At 65.2% G+C, this 17,759-nt stretch carries 16 protein-coding genes; 12 read left to right on the top strand and 4 right to left on the bottom strand.

Translation table 11 applies throughout. The features are described 5' to 3' along the window. Positions 1–16 precede the first annotated feature (16 nt). The 3 genes from ABZ677_RS01310 to ABZ677_RS01300 form a co-directional block, all read right to left on the bottom strand. On the bottom strand, positions 17–715 hold the full coding sequence (locus ABZ677_RS01310) for a class I SAM-dependent methyltransferase (RefSeq protein WP_358366293.1): 699 nt from the start codon (positions 713–715) through the stop codon (positions 17–19). A gap of 107 nt (positions 716–822) precedes the next feature. Then, a complete protein-coding gene (locus tag ABZ677_RS01305) occupies positions 823–1,326 on the bottom strand; it encodes a DUF2505 domain-containing protein (RefSeq protein ID WP_032380350.1) in 504 nt (167 codons plus the stop codon). An 11-nt stretch (positions 1,327–1,337) separates the two neighbouring features. After that, the gene (locus ABZ677_RS01300) at positions 1,338–1,847 is read right to left on the bottom strand and encodes a DUF2505 domain-containing protein (RefSeq protein ID WP_037186887.1); all 510 of its coding nucleotides are present in this window, start codon (positions 1,845–1,847) and stop codon (positions 1,338–1,340) included. Positions 1,848–1,905: 58 nt separating this feature from the next. On the opposite strand from ABZ677_RS01300, the gene ABZ677_RS01295 reads away from it, so the two are divergent. From ABZ677_RS01295 to ABZ677_RS01285, 3 genes are all read left to right on the top strand, one after another. Next, positions 1,906–2,922: a UDP-N-acetylmuramate dehydrogenase gene (locus ABZ677_RS01295; RefSeq protein WP_358366292.1), complete on the top strand. Its 1,017-nt coding sequence runs from the start codon at positions 1,906–1,908 to the stop codon at positions 2,920–2,922. Between the two features lie 62 nt (positions 2,923–2,984). Continuing rightward, positions 2,985–4,535, top strand: a complete 1,551-nt coding sequence (locus tag ABZ677_RS01290; protein WP_094632684.1) for an MBL fold metallo-hydrolase — start codon at positions 2,985–2,987, stop codon at positions 4,533–4,535. A 51-nt stretch (positions 4,536–4,586) separates the two neighbouring features. Beyond that, positions 4,587–5,843 carry an Ig-like domain-containing protein gene (locus ABZ677_RS01285; RefSeq protein WP_170945912.1) on the top strand — a complete coding sequence of 419 codons (1,257 nt, stop codon included), beginning with the start codon at positions 4,587–4,589 and terminating at the stop codon, positions 5,841–5,843. A gap of 18 nt (positions 5,844–5,861) precedes the next feature. Here the strand turns inward: ABZ677_RS01285 and ABZ677_RS01280 are convergent, their stop codons facing one another. Further along, positions 5,862–6,617 carry an SDR family oxidoreductase gene (locus tag ABZ677_RS01280; protein ID WP_094632686.1) on the bottom strand — a complete coding sequence of 252 codons (756 nt, stop codon included), beginning with the start codon at positions 6,615–6,617 and terminating at the stop codon, positions 5,862–5,864. Positions 6,618–6,954: 337 nt separating this feature from the next. On the opposite strand from ABZ677_RS01280, the gene ABZ677_RS01275 reads away from it, so the two are divergent. The 9 genes from ABZ677_RS01275 to ABZ677_RS01235 all read left to right on the top strand — a co-directional run bounded on the left by ABZ677_RS01275 (position 6,955) and on the right by ABZ677_RS01235 (position 17,666). Next, the gene (locus ABZ677_RS01275) at positions 6,955–8,229 is read left to right on the top strand and encodes an ROK family protein (protein WP_358366291.1); all 1,275 of its coding nucleotides are present in this window, start codon (positions 6,955–6,957) and stop codon (positions 8,227–8,229) included. A gap of 11 nt (positions 8,230–8,240) precedes the next feature. Next, positions 8,241–9,122, top strand: a complete 882-nt coding sequence (locus tag ABZ677_RS01270; protein ID WP_358366290.1) for an alpha/beta hydrolase — start codon at positions 8,241–8,243, stop codon at positions 9,120–9,122. 38 nt (positions 9,123–9,160) lie between these two features. Continuing rightward, positions 9,161–10,489 carry a D-inositol-3-phosphate glycosyltransferase gene (gene mshA, locus ABZ677_RS01265; protein WP_170945913.1) on the top strand — a complete coding sequence of 443 codons (1,329 nt, stop codon included), beginning with the start codon at positions 9,161–9,163 and terminating at the stop codon, positions 10,487–10,489. Continuing rightward, a complete protein-coding gene (locus ABZ677_RS01260) occupies positions 10,486–10,974 on the top strand; it encodes a YbjN domain-containing protein (RefSeq protein WP_037186901.1) in 489 nt (162 codons plus the stop codon). The genes mshA and ABZ677_RS01260 overlap by 4 nt, the downstream gene beginning before the upstream one ends. Before the next feature lie 58 nt (positions 10,975–11,032). Next, positions 11,033–12,478 (top strand): nucleobase:cation symporter-2 family protein, encoded by a 1,446-nt coding sequence (locus ABZ677_RS01255; protein WP_358366289.1) that lies wholly within the window; start codon positions 11,033–11,035, stop codon positions 12,476–12,478. Positions 12,479–12,553: 75 nt separating this feature from the next. Further along, positions 12,554–13,645, top strand: a complete 1,092-nt coding sequence (locus ABZ677_RS01250) for a BMP family ABC transporter substrate-binding protein (protein ID WP_230596128.1) — start codon at positions 12,554–12,556, stop codon at positions 13,643–13,645. Between the two features lie 22 nt (positions 13,646–13,667). Further along, a complete protein-coding gene (locus ABZ677_RS01245) occupies positions 13,668–15,170 on the top strand; it encodes an ABC transporter ATP-binding protein (RefSeq protein ID WP_358366288.1) in 1,503 nt (500 codons plus the stop codon). Beyond that, on the top strand, positions 15,154–16,401 hold the full coding sequence (locus tag ABZ677_RS01240) for an ABC transporter permease (protein WP_358366287.1): 1,248 nt from the start codon (positions 15,154–15,156) through the stop codon (positions 16,399–16,401). The genes ABZ677_RS01245 and ABZ677_RS01240 overlap by 17 nt, the downstream gene beginning before the upstream one ends. After that, positions 16,398–17,666 (top strand): ABC transporter permease, encoded by a 1,269-nt coding sequence (locus ABZ677_RS01235; protein ID WP_358366286.1) that lies wholly within the window; start codon positions 16,398–16,400, stop codon positions 17,664–17,666. The genes ABZ677_RS01240 and ABZ677_RS01235 overlap by 4 nt, the downstream gene beginning before the upstream one ends. Positions 17,667–17,759 lie beyond the last annotated feature (93 nt).

Raw genomic sequence — 17,759 nt, 5'->3', positions numbered from 1 at the left:
GTCGGCTGCACCCGATTCACGGTGCAGGTGCGACCGTCGACCAGGGGACCGTCAGAACGTTGTCTCGCATCCGTCGGCGGGGGAGTGTGATCGGAAGGCCTTGTTCGACAAGTACTTTCATGGCTGCGCGCCACCGAATTCGAGGCCCGAACGGTGCCAGCGGTGCCGACACCGACCACGCTCTGTCGGCTCGTCGAAGCAGATCGTGGACGAGCTCACCTTCGATGTTGCGATGTATCAACACCTTCGGTAGCCGTTCCGCGATGTCCGACGGCATCTCGACGTCGAACGGATCCCATGCCAGCGTCAGTGAACGCGGCCCATCGGCGTCGAGCAACACCCAGGCGCAGCGTCGACCGAGCTCGTCGCAGGTGCCGTCCATCAGTAGGCCGCCGGGTGCCAGGCCCGACAGAATGCGTTGCCACGCAGCCGGTACCGCGTCCTCGGGATACTGCCGCAGTACGTTGAACGCCCGCACCAGGTTGGGGCGCAAGCCCGCCAGCTCGAAACCGCCGCGGGCGAACTCCACGCCGTCACTCCCCGGTACGACGCGTGCGGGGTCGATCTCGAGACCGGTGACTCGGAGATCGGGCCGGACGGTGCGCAGTCGACCGGCCAGCTCGAGGGTCGTGTTCGGCATCGCCCCGTACCCGAGGTCGACGACGAGGGGATTCGGCGAGTCGAGCAGAACGCGTCGAACATCGGGGTTGTGCATCAGCCACCGGTCGCTGCGACGCAACCGATTGATGCCGGTGGTGCCGCGGGTGATGACGCCTTCAGGAGCAGAGCCCGGGGAACGACCCCTGTTCGGCGTTTTCAGGGCTAGGCGTTCTTCTCGAGCCAGTCGGCGGTCACTTCGCCCTCACCGCGCCACAGGTCGATGAGGTTGACGAGCATGAGCTGCTCGAGCTTGCCACCGATGAACGGGAGGAAGACCTTGGCCTCCGACGAGGTGCGCAGCGTCGAACCGCCGTTGGTGGGGAAGAGCGAGGTGGTGCCCTTCAGCGAGCCGGGTCCGGCCGGAATCGACGCGTCGTAGTGGCCCGCGGTGACTTCTTCGTAGGCGTCGAAATGCACGTTGCGGGTGATGACCATGTCTTTCTTCATCACCGTCTGCGCGATGTCGGGCAGTTCGGTGCGCGGGATGACGTGGTGCATCACGATGTCGATTCCGGCGTCGGACACCTCGAAGCTCTTCAGCTCGTTCTCCGAGTACTTACGCATCTCCTCGATGCGCGCATCCCAGTGATCGCGACTGGAGAGCGCTGCATAGACCTGCTGCGTCGAGTGGGTGAACCGGGCGGAGTAGTTCATTCGGCGAGCCATAGTGCGCCAGGTTAGCCGTTCGTGTTCGCGGCAATCCAGTTACCGGTGAAGTCCTGTTCGTTGTCGATGAGCGAGAGGACCTGCTCGCTGATCATCGCTTCGATCTTGCCGCCGAAGATCGGGACCTTGACCTCGGTGGTGCCGGCCAGCGCGATGGTCGTTGCATCGCCGGTGGCATCGAGGGTGGTGGTGCCGGTGATGCGGGCCGGTGCGCCTTCGACGGTCGCTCCGAACGTGCCGTCGGCGTGGGTGCCGTCGAACGGTCCCCAGCTCTCGGTGCGTTCGATGATGAGGTCGCCCTTCTTGAAGGCGGTCACCGCGGACGGCAACTCTTCTTCGGGGACGGCCTGGGTCATGACGACGTCGATGGTTCCGTTGCCGACGGTGACACTCTTCAGGCTTGCGCCCGGTCCGCCGATCTGCTCGATGCGGTCCTTCCAGTACTGCTCGGACGTCAGTGCAGCGTGGACCTTGTCGGCGGAGGCGGGCACAGTCGAGCTGTGCTCAATAGGGCGAGGCATAGGCGCAGGTTACCGGGTGACTGAAGACAGCAGTGCGCGACCGGTAGCGTGAGAGTCCGTGCCTACTGCAATTTCGGAGCTCACCACCATCCGCGTGGGTGGCCCGGCCCGTGAATTCACCGTTGCGACGACCGGCGACGAGTTGGTCTCCCTGGTGCGCGACGCGGATCGCGCGGGGACCGACGTGCTGGTCGTCGGCGGCGGATCCAACCTGGTGGTCGGCGACGACGGGTTCGACGGCCGGGTGATTCGAGTGACCGGTTCGCGGCTGGACATCGACGGCGAGATCGTGACGGTCGACGCCGGCGTCGAGTGGGATGCCGTCGTCCAGGCGACGATCGAAGCAGGTCTGTCCGGCATGGAAGCGCTGTCGGGCATTCCCGGAACCACCGGCGCGACGCCCATCCAGAACGTCGGCGCGTACGGCGCGTCGACGTCGGAGCTGCTGCACGGCCTGACCGTCTACGACCGTGAGACCGAGGAGACGGCGGTGTGGACGCCGGAGCAGTGCGGTTTCGGAACGCATCGGTCGTCGGTGTTCAAGCGATCCTCGCGGTACGTGATCGTGGATGTGACGTTCGCGCTGAAGAAGACGACCGAGTCGCTACCGGTGCGGTACGCGGCATTGTCGGAGCGACTCGACGTGCAGATCGGCGACGTCGTACCGGTGCCGGACGTGCGCGCGGCCGTGCTGGCTCTGCGCGGCGAACGCGGCATGGTGCTCGACGCAGGAGACCACGACACGTGGAGCGTCGGATCGTTCTTCCTCAACCCGGTACTGGCCGAGGTGCCCGAGGCCGCAGCGCACGCACCCAGCTTCCCCGACCCCGCGGGAACCAAGATCCCGGCTGCCTGGCTGATCCAGAACGCGGGCTTCCCGCGCGGGTACGGCACCGAATTCGGGCGCGGCACCGCGGCGTTGTCGTCCAAGCACGTGTTGGCCGTCACCAACAGGGGTGGGGCGAGCGCGTCGGACATCATGGCGCTGGCCACGCACGTGCGAGACGGGGTGCAGGAGAAGTTCGGCGTCACGCTCACGCCCGAATGTGACCTCGTCAACTGCGCTCTGGGTTAGGGCCGGTCGAAACGGCGCATACGATGGAGCTTTGCAAGTGAAAGCTCGTAGGAGGTAAATCAGTGCAGGTCACCAGCGTGGGACATGCGGGATTCCATATTCGGACCGACGCCGGAAGCATCCTGTGCGATCCGTGGGTCAACCCGTCGTTCTACGCGTCCTGGTTCCCGTTTCCCGACAACTCGGGCCTGGACTGGGACGAGTTGGGTGATTGCGACTACCTCTACGTCTCGCACCTGCACAAGGATCACTTCGACCCGAAGAACCTGGCCGAGCACGTCAACAAGGACGCCACCGTGCTGCTGCCGGACTACCCGGTGCTCGATCTCAAGCACGAGCTCGAGAAGCTCGGCTTCCACAAGTTCTACGAGACGACGGACTCGGTCAAGCACACGATCTCCGGTCCCAAGGGCGATCTGGACATCATGATCATCGCGCTGCGCGCGCCCGCCGACGGTCCCATCGGCGACTCGGGTCTCGTCGTCTCGGACGGCAAGACCGTCGCGTTCAACATGAACGACGCGAGGCCGGTGGACCTGGACGTGATGACCGAGAATTTCGGTCCCGTGGACGTGCACATGCTGCAGTACTCGGGCGCGATCTGGTACCCGATGGTCTACGACATGGTCTCGCGTGCGAAGAAGAATTTCGGCATCCAGAAGCGTCAGCGTCAGATGGATCGGGCACGCCAGTACATCGAGCAGGTCGGCTCGACGTGGGTCGTCCCGTCGGCGGGCCCGCCGTGTTTCCTGGACGACGAGCTGCGCTCGCTCAACGACGTCTACGGCGACCCGGCCAACGTGTTCCCGGACCAGATGGTGTTTCTCGAGCAGATGCGACTGCACGGGCACGACAAGGGCCTGCTGATGATGCCGGGCACCGCTGCGACGTTCGACGGTTCCGAATTGATCTCGCACGAGCACCCGATCCCGACGGCCGAGGCCGAGGCCATCTTCACCACCGGCAAGGCCGAGTACATCGAGGCCTACGCCCAGCGTCAGGCGTCGGTCATCGCCGCGGAGAAGGCAGCGTGGGCTCCGGCCGAGGGCGAGCCGTTGCTCGAGCCGATGCGAGGCCTGTTCGAGCCGATCATGGCGCAGACGGATCTGATCTGCGACGGCATCGGTTACCCCGTCGGAATCACCATGGGCGACGAAACCGTTGTGCTCGACTTCCCGAAACGGATTGTGCGCGAACCGATCTCGAACGAGCGGTTCCGCTACAGCTTCACCATCCCGCCGGAACTGGTACGCACCGCCATCCGCGACCAGGAGCCGGACTGGGTCAACTCGATCTTCCTGTCCACCCGCTTCCGTGCCCGACGCGTCGGCGGCTACAACGAGTTCCTCTACACGTTCTTCAAATGCCTCACCGACGAGCGCATCGCCTACGCCGACGGCTGGTTCTCCGAGGCGCACGACGACACGGCCACGATCACGATGGGCGGCTACGAGATCCAACGTCGCTGCCCGCACCTGAAAGCGGACCTGACGAAGTTCGGCATCGTCGAGGGGAACAAGCTCACCTGCAATCTGCACGGGTGGGACTGGAGCCTCGATTCCGGCCGCTGCCTCACCTCGAAAGGGCACGAACTTAGAACGCGCAAGCTGTGAGACTGCCCCCAAAAATCGGGGTAGTTCGCAGACGCAGGTACGTTGGACAACGTGCATGAGCAGGTAGAACAGACAAAACGGACGCGCACGGTGTGGTTGATCGCCGTGCTCGTCGCCTTGGTGGCCCTCGTGGCAGGCTGCACCGTCGGATCGGGCGAGGGTGGCTCGGGTGCCGCGGCCCCGACCACCGAGGCAGCGCCCGTCGCACAGATCACCGAGAACCCGGTCGCAGGTGCCGTCGACGTCAGTCCCGTCGCGCCGATCTCGGTCTCGGTCACCGACGGAACGCTCACCCAGGTGGCGTTGACCAACCCCGACGGCAAGGTCGTCCAGGGCGCGCTCTCGCCCGACAAGACCTCGTACGCCGTCACCGAGCCCCTCGGCTACGGCGTCCAGTACACGTGGTCCGGCTCGGCCCTGGGCAGCGACAACAAGACCGTCGACATCACCGGTGCCTTCACCACCGTCGAGCCCGACAGCCGTACGTCGGTGAGCACCAACATCGGCGACGGCCAGGAAGTCGGCATCGCCGCGCCGATCATCCTGCAGTTCGACTCCGCCATCGCCGACAAAGCCGCCGTCGAGAAGGCATTGACGGTGACCACCAACCCGCCGACGCCCGGCGCATGGGCCTGGTTCCCCGACGACAACGGCTCGCGCGTGCACTGGCGTCCCACCAACTACTGGGCACCCGGCACCACGGTCTCGGTGAACGCCAAGCTCTACGGCGTGAACTACGGCGACGGCGCGTACGGCGCCGACGACGTCACCCTGAACTTCAGCATCGGACGCAGCCAGGTCGTCGTCGCCGACGCCACCAGCCACCGCATGCAGGTGGTCCGCGACGGCCAGACGATCATGGACATTCCCGTCAGCTACGGCGAGGGCAACGAGGACCGCAACGTCACCCGCAGCGGCATCCACGTCGTCACCGAGAAGCACGAGGACTTCCTGATGTCCAACCCGCCGTTCTACGAGAACGTCCGCGAACGCTGGGCGGTTCGCATCTCCAACAACGGTGAATTCATCCACGCCAATCCGCTGACCACCGGTGTGCAGGGCGCATCGAACGTCACCAACGGATGTATCAACCTCTCCGACGCCGACGCTCAGCAGTACTTCCAGACGGCGATGTACGGCGATCCCGTCGAGGTCACCGGAACCCGCATCGACCTCTCGGCAGCCGACGGCGACCTGTACGACTGGGCCATCGACTGGTCGACCTGGGAGTCGATGTCGGCACTTCCTGCCGGCGGAGCGACCGCGACCACGACACCTGCGACAACGGCACCTGCGCCCGCTGGGTGAGCGCAAGTGCCGTAGGCACTACTTACGGGAGAAGCGCCCCGGACCGGCCTGATCACGCGGCTTGATGATGATCTGATCCAGGTTGACGTGCGACGGGCGAGATGCGACGAAGCCGATCACCTCGGCGATATCGCTTGCCACGAGCGGTGTGATGCCCTGGTAGACCGCGTCGGCCTTGTCTGCGTCGCCGTCGAACCGGACGAGTGAGAACTCGGTTTCCACGGCACCCGGCGCCACCTCGGTCAATCGCACCGGCTTGCCCAGCAGCTCGCCGCGCAACGTCCGATGCAGCACTGCCTGAGCGTGCTTGGCCGAGGTGTAGCCCGAACCGTTGTCGTACGCCTCGAATGCCGCAACCGACGTGATGGTGACGATCAGGCCGTCGCCGGAGTCGATCAGCTTGGGCAGCAACGACTTCGTCACCCGCAATGTACCGAGTACGTTGGTCTCCCACATCCAGCGCCAGTCGTCGAGGTCGGCGTCGATCACCGGGGCCAAGCCCTTCGCGCCACCGGCGTTGTTGATCAACACGTCGACGCGGGGAATGACCGCGGTGAAGGCAGCGACCGAATCCTCGTCCGTCACATCGAGTTCCAGGGCAGTGCCGCCGATCTCCGACGCCAACTCCTCCAGCCGGTCGAGGCGGCGGGCTCCGATCACGACGTGGAATCCGTCGGCGGCGAGTTGGCGGGCGGTGGCCGCGCCGATGCCGGAGCTCGCTCCGGTGACGACGGCGATTCGGGCATCGGGGGAAATGTGTTCGGACGAGGTCATGGTGAAATTCTATGCCCGGCGTACCCCGTGCTTTCCGATGCCCGATTGGACTTCGGACGCGAGGGTGCTAATTTTGGACTCATGTCCGCCAGTGAGACCACCGCGATGCGGGTCACCTATGTGACCGCATCCCTCGGTTCTCGCTTGCCGCTTCCTCGGGAACTGTGTTGTCCCGGCCAAGGAATCCGTCTCTAGCTCCCTGTTTCGAGCTGCAGACAGTCGATTCGCGTGTCGTGGTTCTTCGCGACCACCGCACCCCTCCTTGACCTGCATCACTTCGCTCCTTCGTCGTTGTCCATCCACGACGGAGGTCTGCCATTGCTGAGGACCACAACGGATGTCTGTTTCAACGCTGCACCACCACACCGGCCCCACCTCTCTTCGGTCTCTCGCGAGGCCTCGATCGCGCGTCCAACTCGTCGCACCCGATCTGCGGATCGCAGACAGTCCCGCCGCGTCGGTACTTCGGGTGGCCTGCGTCGAAGGTCCCATCTCGCGCGAGCGTGCTGCTCGCGCAACCGGTTCGAGCATCGCCACCGTCAACCGTCAGGTGTCGGCCCTGCTCGCCGTCGGGATGCTCCGTGAGCGCGCAGACCTGACGGCTCCGGGGGCGATCGGACGCCCGCGGGTGCCGTTCGAGGTCAACCACGAACCGTTCTCGACCATCGGCATCCACATCGGAGCCGTCGTCACCGGCATCACCGTCAGCGATCTGCGGGGACGCATCCTCGGTGCCGTCGAAATACCCACGCCCGCCGGATCTTCGGAGGCAGCGCTGGCCTCCGTCACCCGCAGCGCCGGTGCCTTCGCCGGACGCTGGCACCGTCGCACCCCGCTGTGGGTCGGGGTGGCGATCGGTGGACGCGTGGACACCGCGAGCGGCACCGTCGACCATCCGCGGCTGGGATGGGAGAACGGCCGCGTCGCCGGCATCATCGGCGGTGGACTCGGACTGCCGATCTCGGTCTCCGGGCACGTCGAGGCCATGGCGGCCTCGGAGCTGCTCCTCGCACCGCGTCTGTCGGACAGTGTTGCGGCGCAGAGCAACAGCGGAACGTCGCTGTACTTCTACGCACGCGAGACCGCGGGCATGGCGCTGACCATCGACGGCCGAGTGCACACTCCCACGAGTGGTCCGGGCTCGATCGCGCACCTACCCACCGGATCGTCGGCGCTGTGCGGCTGCGGAAATCGGGGATGCCTCGAGGCCTCCGTGAGCGATCGAGCGGTCGTCGCAGCCGCCGTCGACCGCAAAATTGTTGCACCGCAACCGAACCCGAGTATCGCGGCGGTGTACCAGGCGGCGCAGGGTGGCTCGGAGGCTGCGCGGGAGTTGCTCGTCGAGCGGGCACAGATTCTGGGTCGAACGGTGGCGCTGCTACGCGACATGTTCAATCCGGACCGCGTCGTACTCGGAGGCCAGGCGTTCACCGCGTACCCGGCCGGAATTCCGCACGTGGGGGAGGCCTTCGCCACGTATTCGACGTTGGCGCGCAGGGATATTCGGGTGACCGGCTTCGGTGACAAGGTGCAGGAATACGCCGCAACCGTGGTCTCGCTCAGCGCCCTGTACTCCGATCCGCTCGCCTCGATGCGCAGGGCCGCGGCGTAGGTTCACCTACTATGAGCGAGCCCGATTTCAGCACCCGTGCAGCAGGACCAGTTCGTCAGGCCACCGGCATCGACGGAGCCAACATCGTCTACCGCGTCAGCGGTGACCCTGCTGCGCGGCCGCTGGTCCTGCTGCACGGGTGGGCACAGAGCTCGGCCTGCTGGGGCGAGGGACTGCTGGCCGACCTGGCGGAGCGCTACCGCGTTCTCGCCGTCGATCTACGCGGTCACGGCTACTCCGACGCCCCGTCCGCCGGTTACGATGATCCCAAGACCTGGGCAGGCGATGTCGACGCAGTGCTCGCGGCCGAGGGCATCACCGCCGACGCGGTGCTGCTGGGGTGGTCGTACGGCGGACTGGTGATCTGCGACTACCTCGCCGAACACGGCACGGGCGCGGTGTCGGGCATCGTGCTCGTCGGCGCGATCACCAGCATCGGCAGGGGAGAGGCTGGCGGCCGCGTCGGGACGGCCATGCGAGCGGCGATCCCCGGTGCGATGGCCGAGGAGCCCCGCGTCGCGATCAAGGCACTCGGGAGTTTCGGGCACGCGCTGACCGGGCCGACAGAAGGCAAGGGCACGGAGGCGCAGGCGTTGTTCGGGTTGACGCTGTCCACGAGGCCACGGGTTCGCGCCGCCCTGTTCGATCGAGCGGTCGGCCACGACGACCTGCTGCGCAACCTCGACGTCCCCGCCTTCGTGCTGCACGGAACCGAGGACACCGTCGTCGATGTCTCTGCCGGACGGCACGCCGCGGAACTGATCCCCACGGCCGTCGCGTCGTACTGGGATGGCGTCGACCACGGCCCGTTCGTGGCCGATCCGCAGCGCTTCCTCGCCGAGGTGACCGAGTTCGTGGATGGTCTGAGTGTGCCCGGTCGTCGGAAGGGGTAGTTATCGAGACGTAATGTGGAGGCGTGCACACTGAAGAAGTGACTGGACGCCAGCTGAACAGGGTCGCTGTGTTGTCCTTGCATACCTCCCCGCTGGCGCAGCCGGGAACGGGTGATGCGGGCGGCATGAACGTCTACGTGCTGCAGAGCGCGAAAGAGCTGGCCAAACGGGGCGTGGAGGTCGAGATCTTCACCCGCGCGACGGCGTCGACCGATGCTCCCGTCGTCGAGGCAGCTCCCGGTGTGCTGGTGCGCAACATCGTCGCGGGCCCGTTCGAGGGGTTGGACAAGCACGACCTGCCCACTCAGTTGTGCGCATTCGCCGCCGGGGTGCTGCGTGAGGAAGCTCGGCACGAACCCGGTTACTACGACCTGGTGCACTCGCACTACTGGCTCTCGGGTCAGGTCGGCTGGCTGGCGCGTGATCGCTGGGGAGTGCCGCTGGTGCACACCGCGCACACTCTCGCCGCCGTCAAGAACGCGTCTCTGGCGCAGGGCGACTCGCCCGAGCCGGCCGCGCGTCAGATCGGTGAGCAGCAAGTGGTGGCCGAGGCGGACCGACTCATCGCCAACACCACCGAGGAAGCGAAGTCTCTCGTCGAGATCTACGGGGCGCAGCAGGGTTCGATCGATGTGGTTGCACCGGGAGCCGATCTGGCGCAATACAATCCGGGGGACAAGCTCGCGGCGCGCGCCGAACTCGGGTTGAATCCCGACGAGTCGATCGTCGCATTCGTCGGACGCATCCAACCGCTCAAGGCCCCCGATGTGCTGATCGCCGCGGCTGCCGAAGTGCTGCAGCGCAATCCGGCAACACCACTGCGAATCCTCATCGTCGGCGGCCCGTCCGGCAGCGGATTGGATCGCCCCGACAGTCTCATCGATCTGGCCGAGAACCTCGGGATAAGTCCCCGGGTGACGTTCATGCCGCCGCAACCGTCGGCGCGCCTGGCCCAGGTCTACCGCGCCGCGGACATCGTCGCCGTGCCGAGCTACAACGAATCGTTCGGCCTGGTCGCCATCGAAGCCCAGGCCTGCGGAACTCCGGTCCTGGCCGCCGACGTCGGCGGACTCGGCGTGGCGGTGCGATCGGGCGAGACCGGACGCCTGGTGCAGGGCCACCGCACCGAGGATTGGGCGGATGCACTCGTGGGCATGTTCTCGGATCGAGCTGCCTTGGCCGACATGGCGACCGCAGCACCGCGGCACGCCCGCAACTTCTCGTGGGAGCACACCGCCGACGGACTCATCGAGAGCTACCGGCAGGCCAAGTTCCACTTCGACCGAGGCGAGGGACCGAGCGAGTTCTCGCCGCGACGCGTCCGAGGACTGTCGACACTACGCAGATCAGGAGCTGTGACTGCATGAGCGAGACTGCCGAACTGATCGACCGGGCACTGAAGGACCGCGAGCTGGACTACACGCGGCGCGGCGACGTCTTCACCGTCGAACTGCCAGGGGAACGCAAACTCAAGACGACGACGATGCTGACCGTCGGGCATCACGGGGTGCGCATCGAGGCGTTCGTGTGCCGCAAACCCGACGAGAACTTCGAGGGCGTCTACAAATACCTGCTGCGCCGCAACCGTCGCCTGTACGGGGTTCACTACACGATCGACAAGGTCGGCGACATCTACCTCGTCGGCCGAATGTCGTTGCACGCCGTCAACGGTGACGAACTCGATCGCATTCTCGGGCAGACCCTCGAGGCCGCCGACGGCGACTTCAACGTGCTGCTCGAGCTGGGATTCGCGGAGTCCATCAAACGCGAATGGGCGTGGCGTGTCTCGCGCGGCGAATCGCTGGCGAACCTGAAAGCGTTCGAGCACCTGGTGGACAAGCGCGAAGCGTAACTCGCTCGAAATAGGTCGGAGTCGCTGCCCGTAACGTCCGGTTCCTAGCCTGACACCCATGACCAGGCCAGAGGACGCTCGCCCGCCGGTGTTGCAGATGTTCGGTTACGGTCTGCAACACATTCTCTCGATGTTCGGCGGCGTCATCGCCGTTCCGATCATCGTCGGCGGAGCAGCCGGACTCTCGGGGGCCGATCAAGCACTGTTGATCTCCTGCGCACTGTTCGTCAGTGGCGTGGCCACTGTGCTGCAAACGATCGGCATCCCGTTCTTCGGCTCGCAACTGCCGCTCGTACAGGGCATTTCGTTCGCGTCGGTCTCTACGGTTCTCACGATCATCGGTAGCGCGGAGGACGGACGAACCGGACTGCGCACGGTGCTCGGAGCGGTCTTGGTCGCCGCGCTGATCGGTTTGGCCATCGCTCCGTTCTTCTCCAAGATCGTTCGGTTCTTCCCGCCGCTGGTGACCGGAAGCATCATCACCGTCATCGGACTGTCGCTGATGCCGGTGGCCGCACGTTGGATCACCGGCCAAGAGATGGTGGGCGGTGCGCCGAACCCGAACTACCTCGATCCCGGCAACATCGGACTGGCGATGTTCACCCTCCTCGCCGTGCTGGTGATGACAAAGATTCCGGGGTTGTCACGGCTGTCGATCCTGCTCGGACTCGTGGTCGGCACCGTCGCTGCACTGATCGTCGGCAAGACCGACTTCGACGGCGTCGCCGACGCATCCGTGGTGGCCGTCCCGACCCCCTTCGCCTTCGGCTCACCGATCTTCGCGATCGGCGCGATCCTGTCGATGACCATCGTCATCCTGGTGATCATGGTCGAGACCACCGCCGACATTCTCGCCGTCGGTGAAGTGGTCGGAACCGACGTCGACTCCAAGCGCGTCGGCGACGGCCTGCGCGCCGACATGGTGTCCTCTGCCGTCGCCCCGATCTTCAACACCTTCCCGGCCACGGCCTTCGCGCAGAACGTCGGCCTGGTCGCGATGACCGGCATCAAGAGCCGCTTCGTCGTCGCGATGGGCGGTGGCGTGCTTGCGCTGCTGGGCCTTTCGCCGATTCTCGCGGCCGTCGTCGGGGTCGTCCCGCTTCCGGTCCTCGGCGGCGCCGGCATCGCGCTGTTCGGAACTGTCGCCGCCAGCGGGATCCGCACCCTCGGCAAGGTCGACTACGACAACAACTCGAACGTCGTCATCGTGGCGGTGACCTTGGCGTTCGGTCTCATACCTGTTGTCGCGAGCGACTTCTGGGACGAGTTCCCGGACTGGTTCGTCACGATCTTCCACTCCGGAATCAGTGCCGCCAGCATCGTCGCGGTGGTACTCAACGTATTCTTCAACGTGTTCAAGCCCGGTACTCCGCCGAACCCCTCGGTGGTGGCAGCGGGGCCGGCAGTGATGGTGCGTGAGGACGAAGCACGAATACTCCGTGAAGGCGGCAGCTTGCCCGACAAGGCCGAGCCCGACAAGGCTGTGCCGAACAAGGACACCTGAGTGAAATCCTGCGCACCCTCGCCCGCGCGAGTAGCGTCCCGACCCAGACGAAGTACATCTAAATTGGAGGACATCTTGTCATTCGTTACCCGCACGAGTACGCGGAAGGCAGCACTCGGCGGCGTCGCGTCGCTCGGTGCCATCGCCCTGATCGCAGGCTGTGGATCTGCCCCCGAAGACGAAGGATCGGGCGGAGGCGGATCGAGTGACTTCCTGCCCTGCATGGTCTCCGACAGTGGCGGATTCGACGACAAGTCGTTCAACCAGCTCGGGTTCGAGGGCTTGACCGAAGCATCCGAAGAGCTCGGCGTCGAGCCACGCACCGTCGAGTCCGCGTCGCCCACCGACTACGGCCCCAACATCAACAACCTCGTCGATCAGGGCTGCAACCTCATCGTCACCGTCGGATTCGATCTGGCCGACGCCACCAAGGTGGCAGCCGAGGCCAACTCCGACATCGACTTCGCGATCATCGACGACTCCACGATCGATCTGCCGAACGTCAAGCCGCTGACCTACGACGCGTCGCAGTCCGCATTCCTCGCCGGCTACGCGGCCGCGAGCTACAGCAAGACCGGAGTGGTCGGTACGTTCGGTGGCTCCCAGTTGCCGACCGTCACCATCTTCATGGACGGGTTCGCCGACGGCGTGAACTACTTCAACGAGCAGAAGGGCCAGGCAGTCCGCGTCATCGGCTGGGACGTGCCCTCGCAGAACGGTTCGTTCACCGGTGGATTCACCGCCAACGAGGTCGCGAAGAACACCGCCCAGGGTCTGATCGACCAGAACGCGGACGTCATCTTCCCGGTCGGCGGTCCCATCTATCAGAGTGCGGCACAGGCCATTCGCGACTCCTCGCGTCCCGTCGCCCTCATCGGTGCCGACGCCGACGTCTTCGAATCCGACCCCTCGGTCGGTGACCTGCTGCTCACGTCGGTGACCAAGGGACTCAAGACCAGCGTCGACGAGGTCGTCGCCAACTCCGGTGCCGATGCGTTCGACAACACCCCGTACGTGGGCACGCTCGAGAACGACGGAGTCGGGATCGCACCGTTCCACGACTTCGAGTCCGAGGTCGACCCCGCACTGCAGGGCGAGCTGGACACGATCAAGGCCGGCATCATCGACGGGTCCATCACCGTCGAGTCGCCGTCGGCACCCAAGTAGCACCAAGCGGTCGTAAAGGGATATGAAGCTCGAACTTCGCGGTATCACCAAACGATTCGGCTCGTTGATCGCCAACGACCACATCGATCTGAGCGTCGAATCCGGCGAGATCCACTGCCTCCTCGGCGAGAACGGTGCAGGCAAGTCCACGTTGATGAACGTGCTCAGCGGCCTGTATCGCGCCGAGGAAGGCCAGATTCTGCTCGACGACGTCGAGCAGAATTTCGCCGGACCCGGCGAGGCGATGGCTGCTGGGATCGGCATGGTGCATCAGCACTTCATGCTGATTCCGGTGTTCACCGTTGCCGAGAACATCGTGCTCGGTAACGAAACCACCTCGCTCGGTGGACGACTCGACCTCGTGGCAGCGCGGAAGCTGGTGCGGGAGATATCCGCGAGGTTCGGCTTCGACCTCGATCCCGATGCTCTCGTCGACGACCTTCCCGTCGGCGTGCAGCAGCGGGTCGAGATCGTCAAAGCACTCTCTCGTGAGGCCAAGGTGCTCGTGTTCGACGAGCCGACGGCCGTCCTGACGCCGCAGGAAACCGACGATCTGATGCGGATCATGCGGGAACTCGCGTCGTCGGGCACCACGATCGTCTTCATCACCCACAAGCTGCGCGAAGTACGCGAAGTAGCAGACAAGATCACCGTCATCCGGCTCGGCAAGGTCGTCGGAGAAGCGAAGCCGACCGCCAGCAACACCGAGCTCGCTGCACTGATGGTGGGACGCGATGTGCAGCTCACCGTCTCGAAGGACCCGGCCACGCCCGGGGATGCGGCACTGGTGATCGAGAACCTGTCGGTGTTCGATGCACAGGGCAACAAGACCGTCGACGACGTCAGCCTCGAAGTCGCGGCGGGAGAGATCCTCGCCATCGCAGGCGTGCAGGGCAACGGTCAGACCGAGTTCGTCGAAGCCCTGCTCGGGTTGCAGGACAACGTATCCGGCACGATCAGCCTCGATGGCAACTCACTCGTCGGGTCGACGGTGCAGGACGTGCTCGACGCAGGCGTCGGCTTCGTCCCCGAGGACCGCACCGTCGACGGACTGGTGGGCGAATTCTCCATCGCCGAGAACCTGATGCTCGATCGCTCCAACAGCATGCCGTTCGTGCGGCGCGGCGCGGTGCAACGCGAGTATCTGGACAAGTTCGCCTCGGAGAAGCTCAGCGAATTCGACGTTCGCGCACCGGGAATCGGCACCGCCGTCGGCCGCCTCTCCGGTGGCAACCAGCAGAAGGTGGTGCTCGCGCGAGAACTCAGCCGCGATCTGCGACTGTTCGTCGCGGCGCAGCCTACTCGCGGAATCGACGTCGGATCCATCGAATTCGTGCACAAACGCATCGTCGCCACCCGAGACTCGGGGATCCCGGTCATCGTGGTGTCGAGCGAACTGGATGAGGTCGCCGCACTGGCCGATCGCATCGCCGTCATGTATCGAGGAGCAATCGTGGGAATCGTCCCCGGGGATACGTCCCGCGAAACACTCGGATTGATGATGGGCGGTGAGCGCAGTGAGTGAGGCCGAGCAGCCGTCGGTATCTCAGCAACCGTCGAAGTCTCATGTCGTGTTGCGGCAGATCTTCACCGGCAGCGCCATCATCTCGGTTCTCGCAGTCTTCCTCGCGCTGATCGTGGGTGCGGTGCTCATCGCCGCCACCAACTCGGGCGTGCAGGAATCGGCCGGGTACTTCTTCTCCCGTCCCTCGGACATGCTGAAGGCGATCTGGGATTCCGTTGCCGGGGCGTACTCCTCGTTGTTCCAGGGTTCGGTGTACAACTTCCGGCGTCCCGGATTCGAGAACGGCATCCGGCCGCTGATGGAGACGCTGACCTTCGCCACTCCGCTGATCGTCGCCGGACTCGGTGTGGCACTGGCCTTCCGCGTCGGCATGTTCAACATCGGTGGCCGAGGCCAGATGCTCATCGCCGCTGCGTGCGCAGGCTGGGTCGGATTCGGAGTGAACCTGCCTGCGGGGATCCACCTGCTGGTGGCCGTACTCGCCGGAGTCCTGGGCGGCGCAGTGTGGGGCGGCATCGCCGGATTCCTCAAGGCGCGCACCGGCGCCCACGAGGTGATCGTCACCATCATGCTCAACTACATCGCGTTCTATCTCGTCGCGTACCTGCTGCGCACTCCCGGTGCTCTGCAGGCACCGGGATCGAACAATCCCAAGACCGCGCCCATCGCGTCGACTGCGGTGTTCCCCAAGCTCTTCGGCGACCGCTACAGCCTGCACCTCGGTTTCGTACTGGTGATCTTCGTGACGATCGCGGTGTGGTGGCTGCTCGAGCGATCGAGCCTCGGATTCCGTTTCCGCGCCGTCGGCGAGAACCCGCACGCTTCGCGCGTCGCCGGTATGAACGTCAACCGGATCTACCTGTACGCGATGATTCTGTCGGGTGCGCTCGTCGGCTTGGCCGGTGTGGCACAGGTGTTGGGCACCGTCACCACGGGCTTCAGTGCGGACATCGACGCCGGCATCGGATTCGACGCCATCACCGTCGCCCTGCTCGGGCGATCGAAACCCTGGGGCGTGTTCTTCGCGGGAATCCTGTTCGGCGCGTTCAAGGCCGGCGGGTTCGCCATGCAGGCGGCCGAAGGCGTACCCATCGACATCGTGCTCGTCGTGCAGTCGGTGATCGTGTTGTTCATCGCCGCACCGCCACTGGTTCGAGCCGTGTTCCGATTACCCAAACCAGGTGAAGAGAAGCTCGCGAAGGCCGAGACCGCGAAGGTGGGTGCACTGTGACCACGTCCGTCGACGCCCCCGCCGAGGCGGTACTCGGTCGTAGCTGGAAGGTTCCGTCGATCCTCGGGGTCGTGACACTGCTCGCCCTGGTGTTGTTCGTCGTCCAGAGGGGTTCGGGTACAAGCACATTCGCGCTGGCATCGGAGGACGACTTCTTCGCGTTGCCTGCCGTGGGCGTGCCGTCGTTCGGCACCGGTCTCGTCGTGGTCGTGTTGCTGGCCGTCATCACCGCGTACGCGTCGCTGCTCGCCTCGCAGTACCGCTCGACGCCTCTGTGGCTGCTCGCCGTGTTCGCGGTGCTGTTCGTGTTCGGATTCCTGGCCTGGGCAGCCGACGGCGAGACCATCCCGGTGCCCGGATTGCTCATCGGCGCAGTCGCTCTGAGTACTCCACTGATCTTCGGCGCGATGGGCGGCGTGATCTCCGAACGCGTCGGCGTCATCAACATCGCCATCGAAGGTCAGTTGCTCGCAGGAGCTTTCGTCAGCGCCGTCGTCGCCTCGATCACCGGTTCGACGTACGTCGCGCTACTGGCGGCACTGATCGCCGGGGCGCTCACCGCGTCTCTGTTGGCCGTGTTCTCGATCCGCTATTTCGTCAACCAGGTCATCGTGGGTGTGGTGCTCAACGTGTTGGTCGTCGGGCTGACCAGCTTCCTGTACTCGGTGGTGCTCACCAAGAACGCCGAGACACTGAACTCGCCACCCCGGTTCGCGCGCATCGACATTCCGGTGCTCTCGCAGATACCGATTCTCGGCCCGGTGCTGTTTCGTCAGACCCTCATCGTGTACCTGATGTATATCGCCGTGGCGCTCGTCTTCTCCGGGCTGTTCCACACCAAATGGGGTCTGCGACTGCGTGCCGTCGGTGAACACCCGCAAGCTGCCGACACCGTCGGAATCAACGTCGCACGCACCCGCTTCTGGAATGTCTGCCTCGCCGGTGCCATCGCCGGACTCGGTGGTGCGTACTTCACCCTCGGCTCCGTCGGCGCGTTCGGCAAGGAGATGACGGCCGGTGCCGGCTACATCGCTCTCGCCGCCGTGATCTTCGGCCGCTGGGATCCGGTACGCGCGACGTTGGCCGCACTGCTCTTCGGATTCGCGTCGAACCTGCAGAACGTCCTGGGCATCATCGGCTCGCCCGTGCCCAGCGAATTCATGCTGATGTTGCCCTACGTGGTGACCATTTTCGCTGTCGCGGGCCTGGTGGGCCACGTCCGAGGACCGGCCGCAGCCGGTAAACCGTATGCGTCGCGAAGTTAGCGCCCGCACTACCTGACTCAGCGGTAGGGTCGCTGTCCGTTGTGACCGCTTTCACTGTAGGGTTCGGTCATTGTTGCCGCAGTTTTTCGAAGG

Origin of the sequence: Rhodococcus sp. NPDC006774 (genome assembly GCF_040636045.1) — a bacterium.
Taxonomy (GTDB): Bacteria; Actinomycetota; Actinomycetes; order Mycobacteriales; family Mycobacteriaceae; genus Rhodococcoides.
Note: the sequence above shows the minus strand (reverse complement) of the source record. Positions and strands in the feature narration are given on the sequence as shown.

Bases quoted from the DNA above. Each gene is read 5' to 3' on its own strand.
- ABZ677_RS01310 (WP_358366293.1), bottom strand. From the start codon at position 715: ATGCACAACCCCGATGTTCGACGCGTTCTGCTCGACTCGCCGAATCCC.
- ABZ677_RS01305 (WP_032380350.1), bottom strand. From the start codon at position 1,326: ATGGCTCGCCGAATGAACTACTCCGCCCGGTTCACCCACTCGACGCAG.
- ABZ677_RS01300 (WP_037186887.1), bottom strand. From the start codon at position 1,847: ATGCCTCGCCCTATTGAGCACAGCTCGACTGTGCCCGCCTCCGCCGAC.
- ABZ677_RS01280 (WP_094632686.1), bottom strand. From the start codon at position 6,617: ATGACCTCGTCCGAACACATTTCCCCCGATGCCCGAATCGCCGTCGTC.
- ABZ677_RS01275 (WP_358366291.1), top strand. From the start codon at position 6,955: ATGTCTGTTTCAACGCTGCACCACCACACCGGCCCCACCTCTCTTCGG.
- ABZ677_RS01270 (WP_358366290.1), top strand. From the start codon at position 8,241: ATGAGCGAGCCCGATTTCAGCACCCGTGCAGCAGGACCAGTTCGTCAG.
- ABZ677_RS01260 (WP_037186901.1), top strand. From the start codon at position 10,486: ATGAGCGAGACTGCCGAACTGATCGACCGGGCACTGAAGGACCGCGAG.
- ABZ677_RS01255 (WP_358366289.1), top strand. From the start codon at position 11,033: ATGACCAGGCCAGAGGACGCTCGCCCGCCGGTGTTGCAGATGTTCGGT.
- ABZ677_RS01245 (WP_358366288.1), top strand. From the start codon at position 13,668: ATGAAGCTCGAACTTCGCGGTATCACCAAACGATTCGGCTCGTTGATC.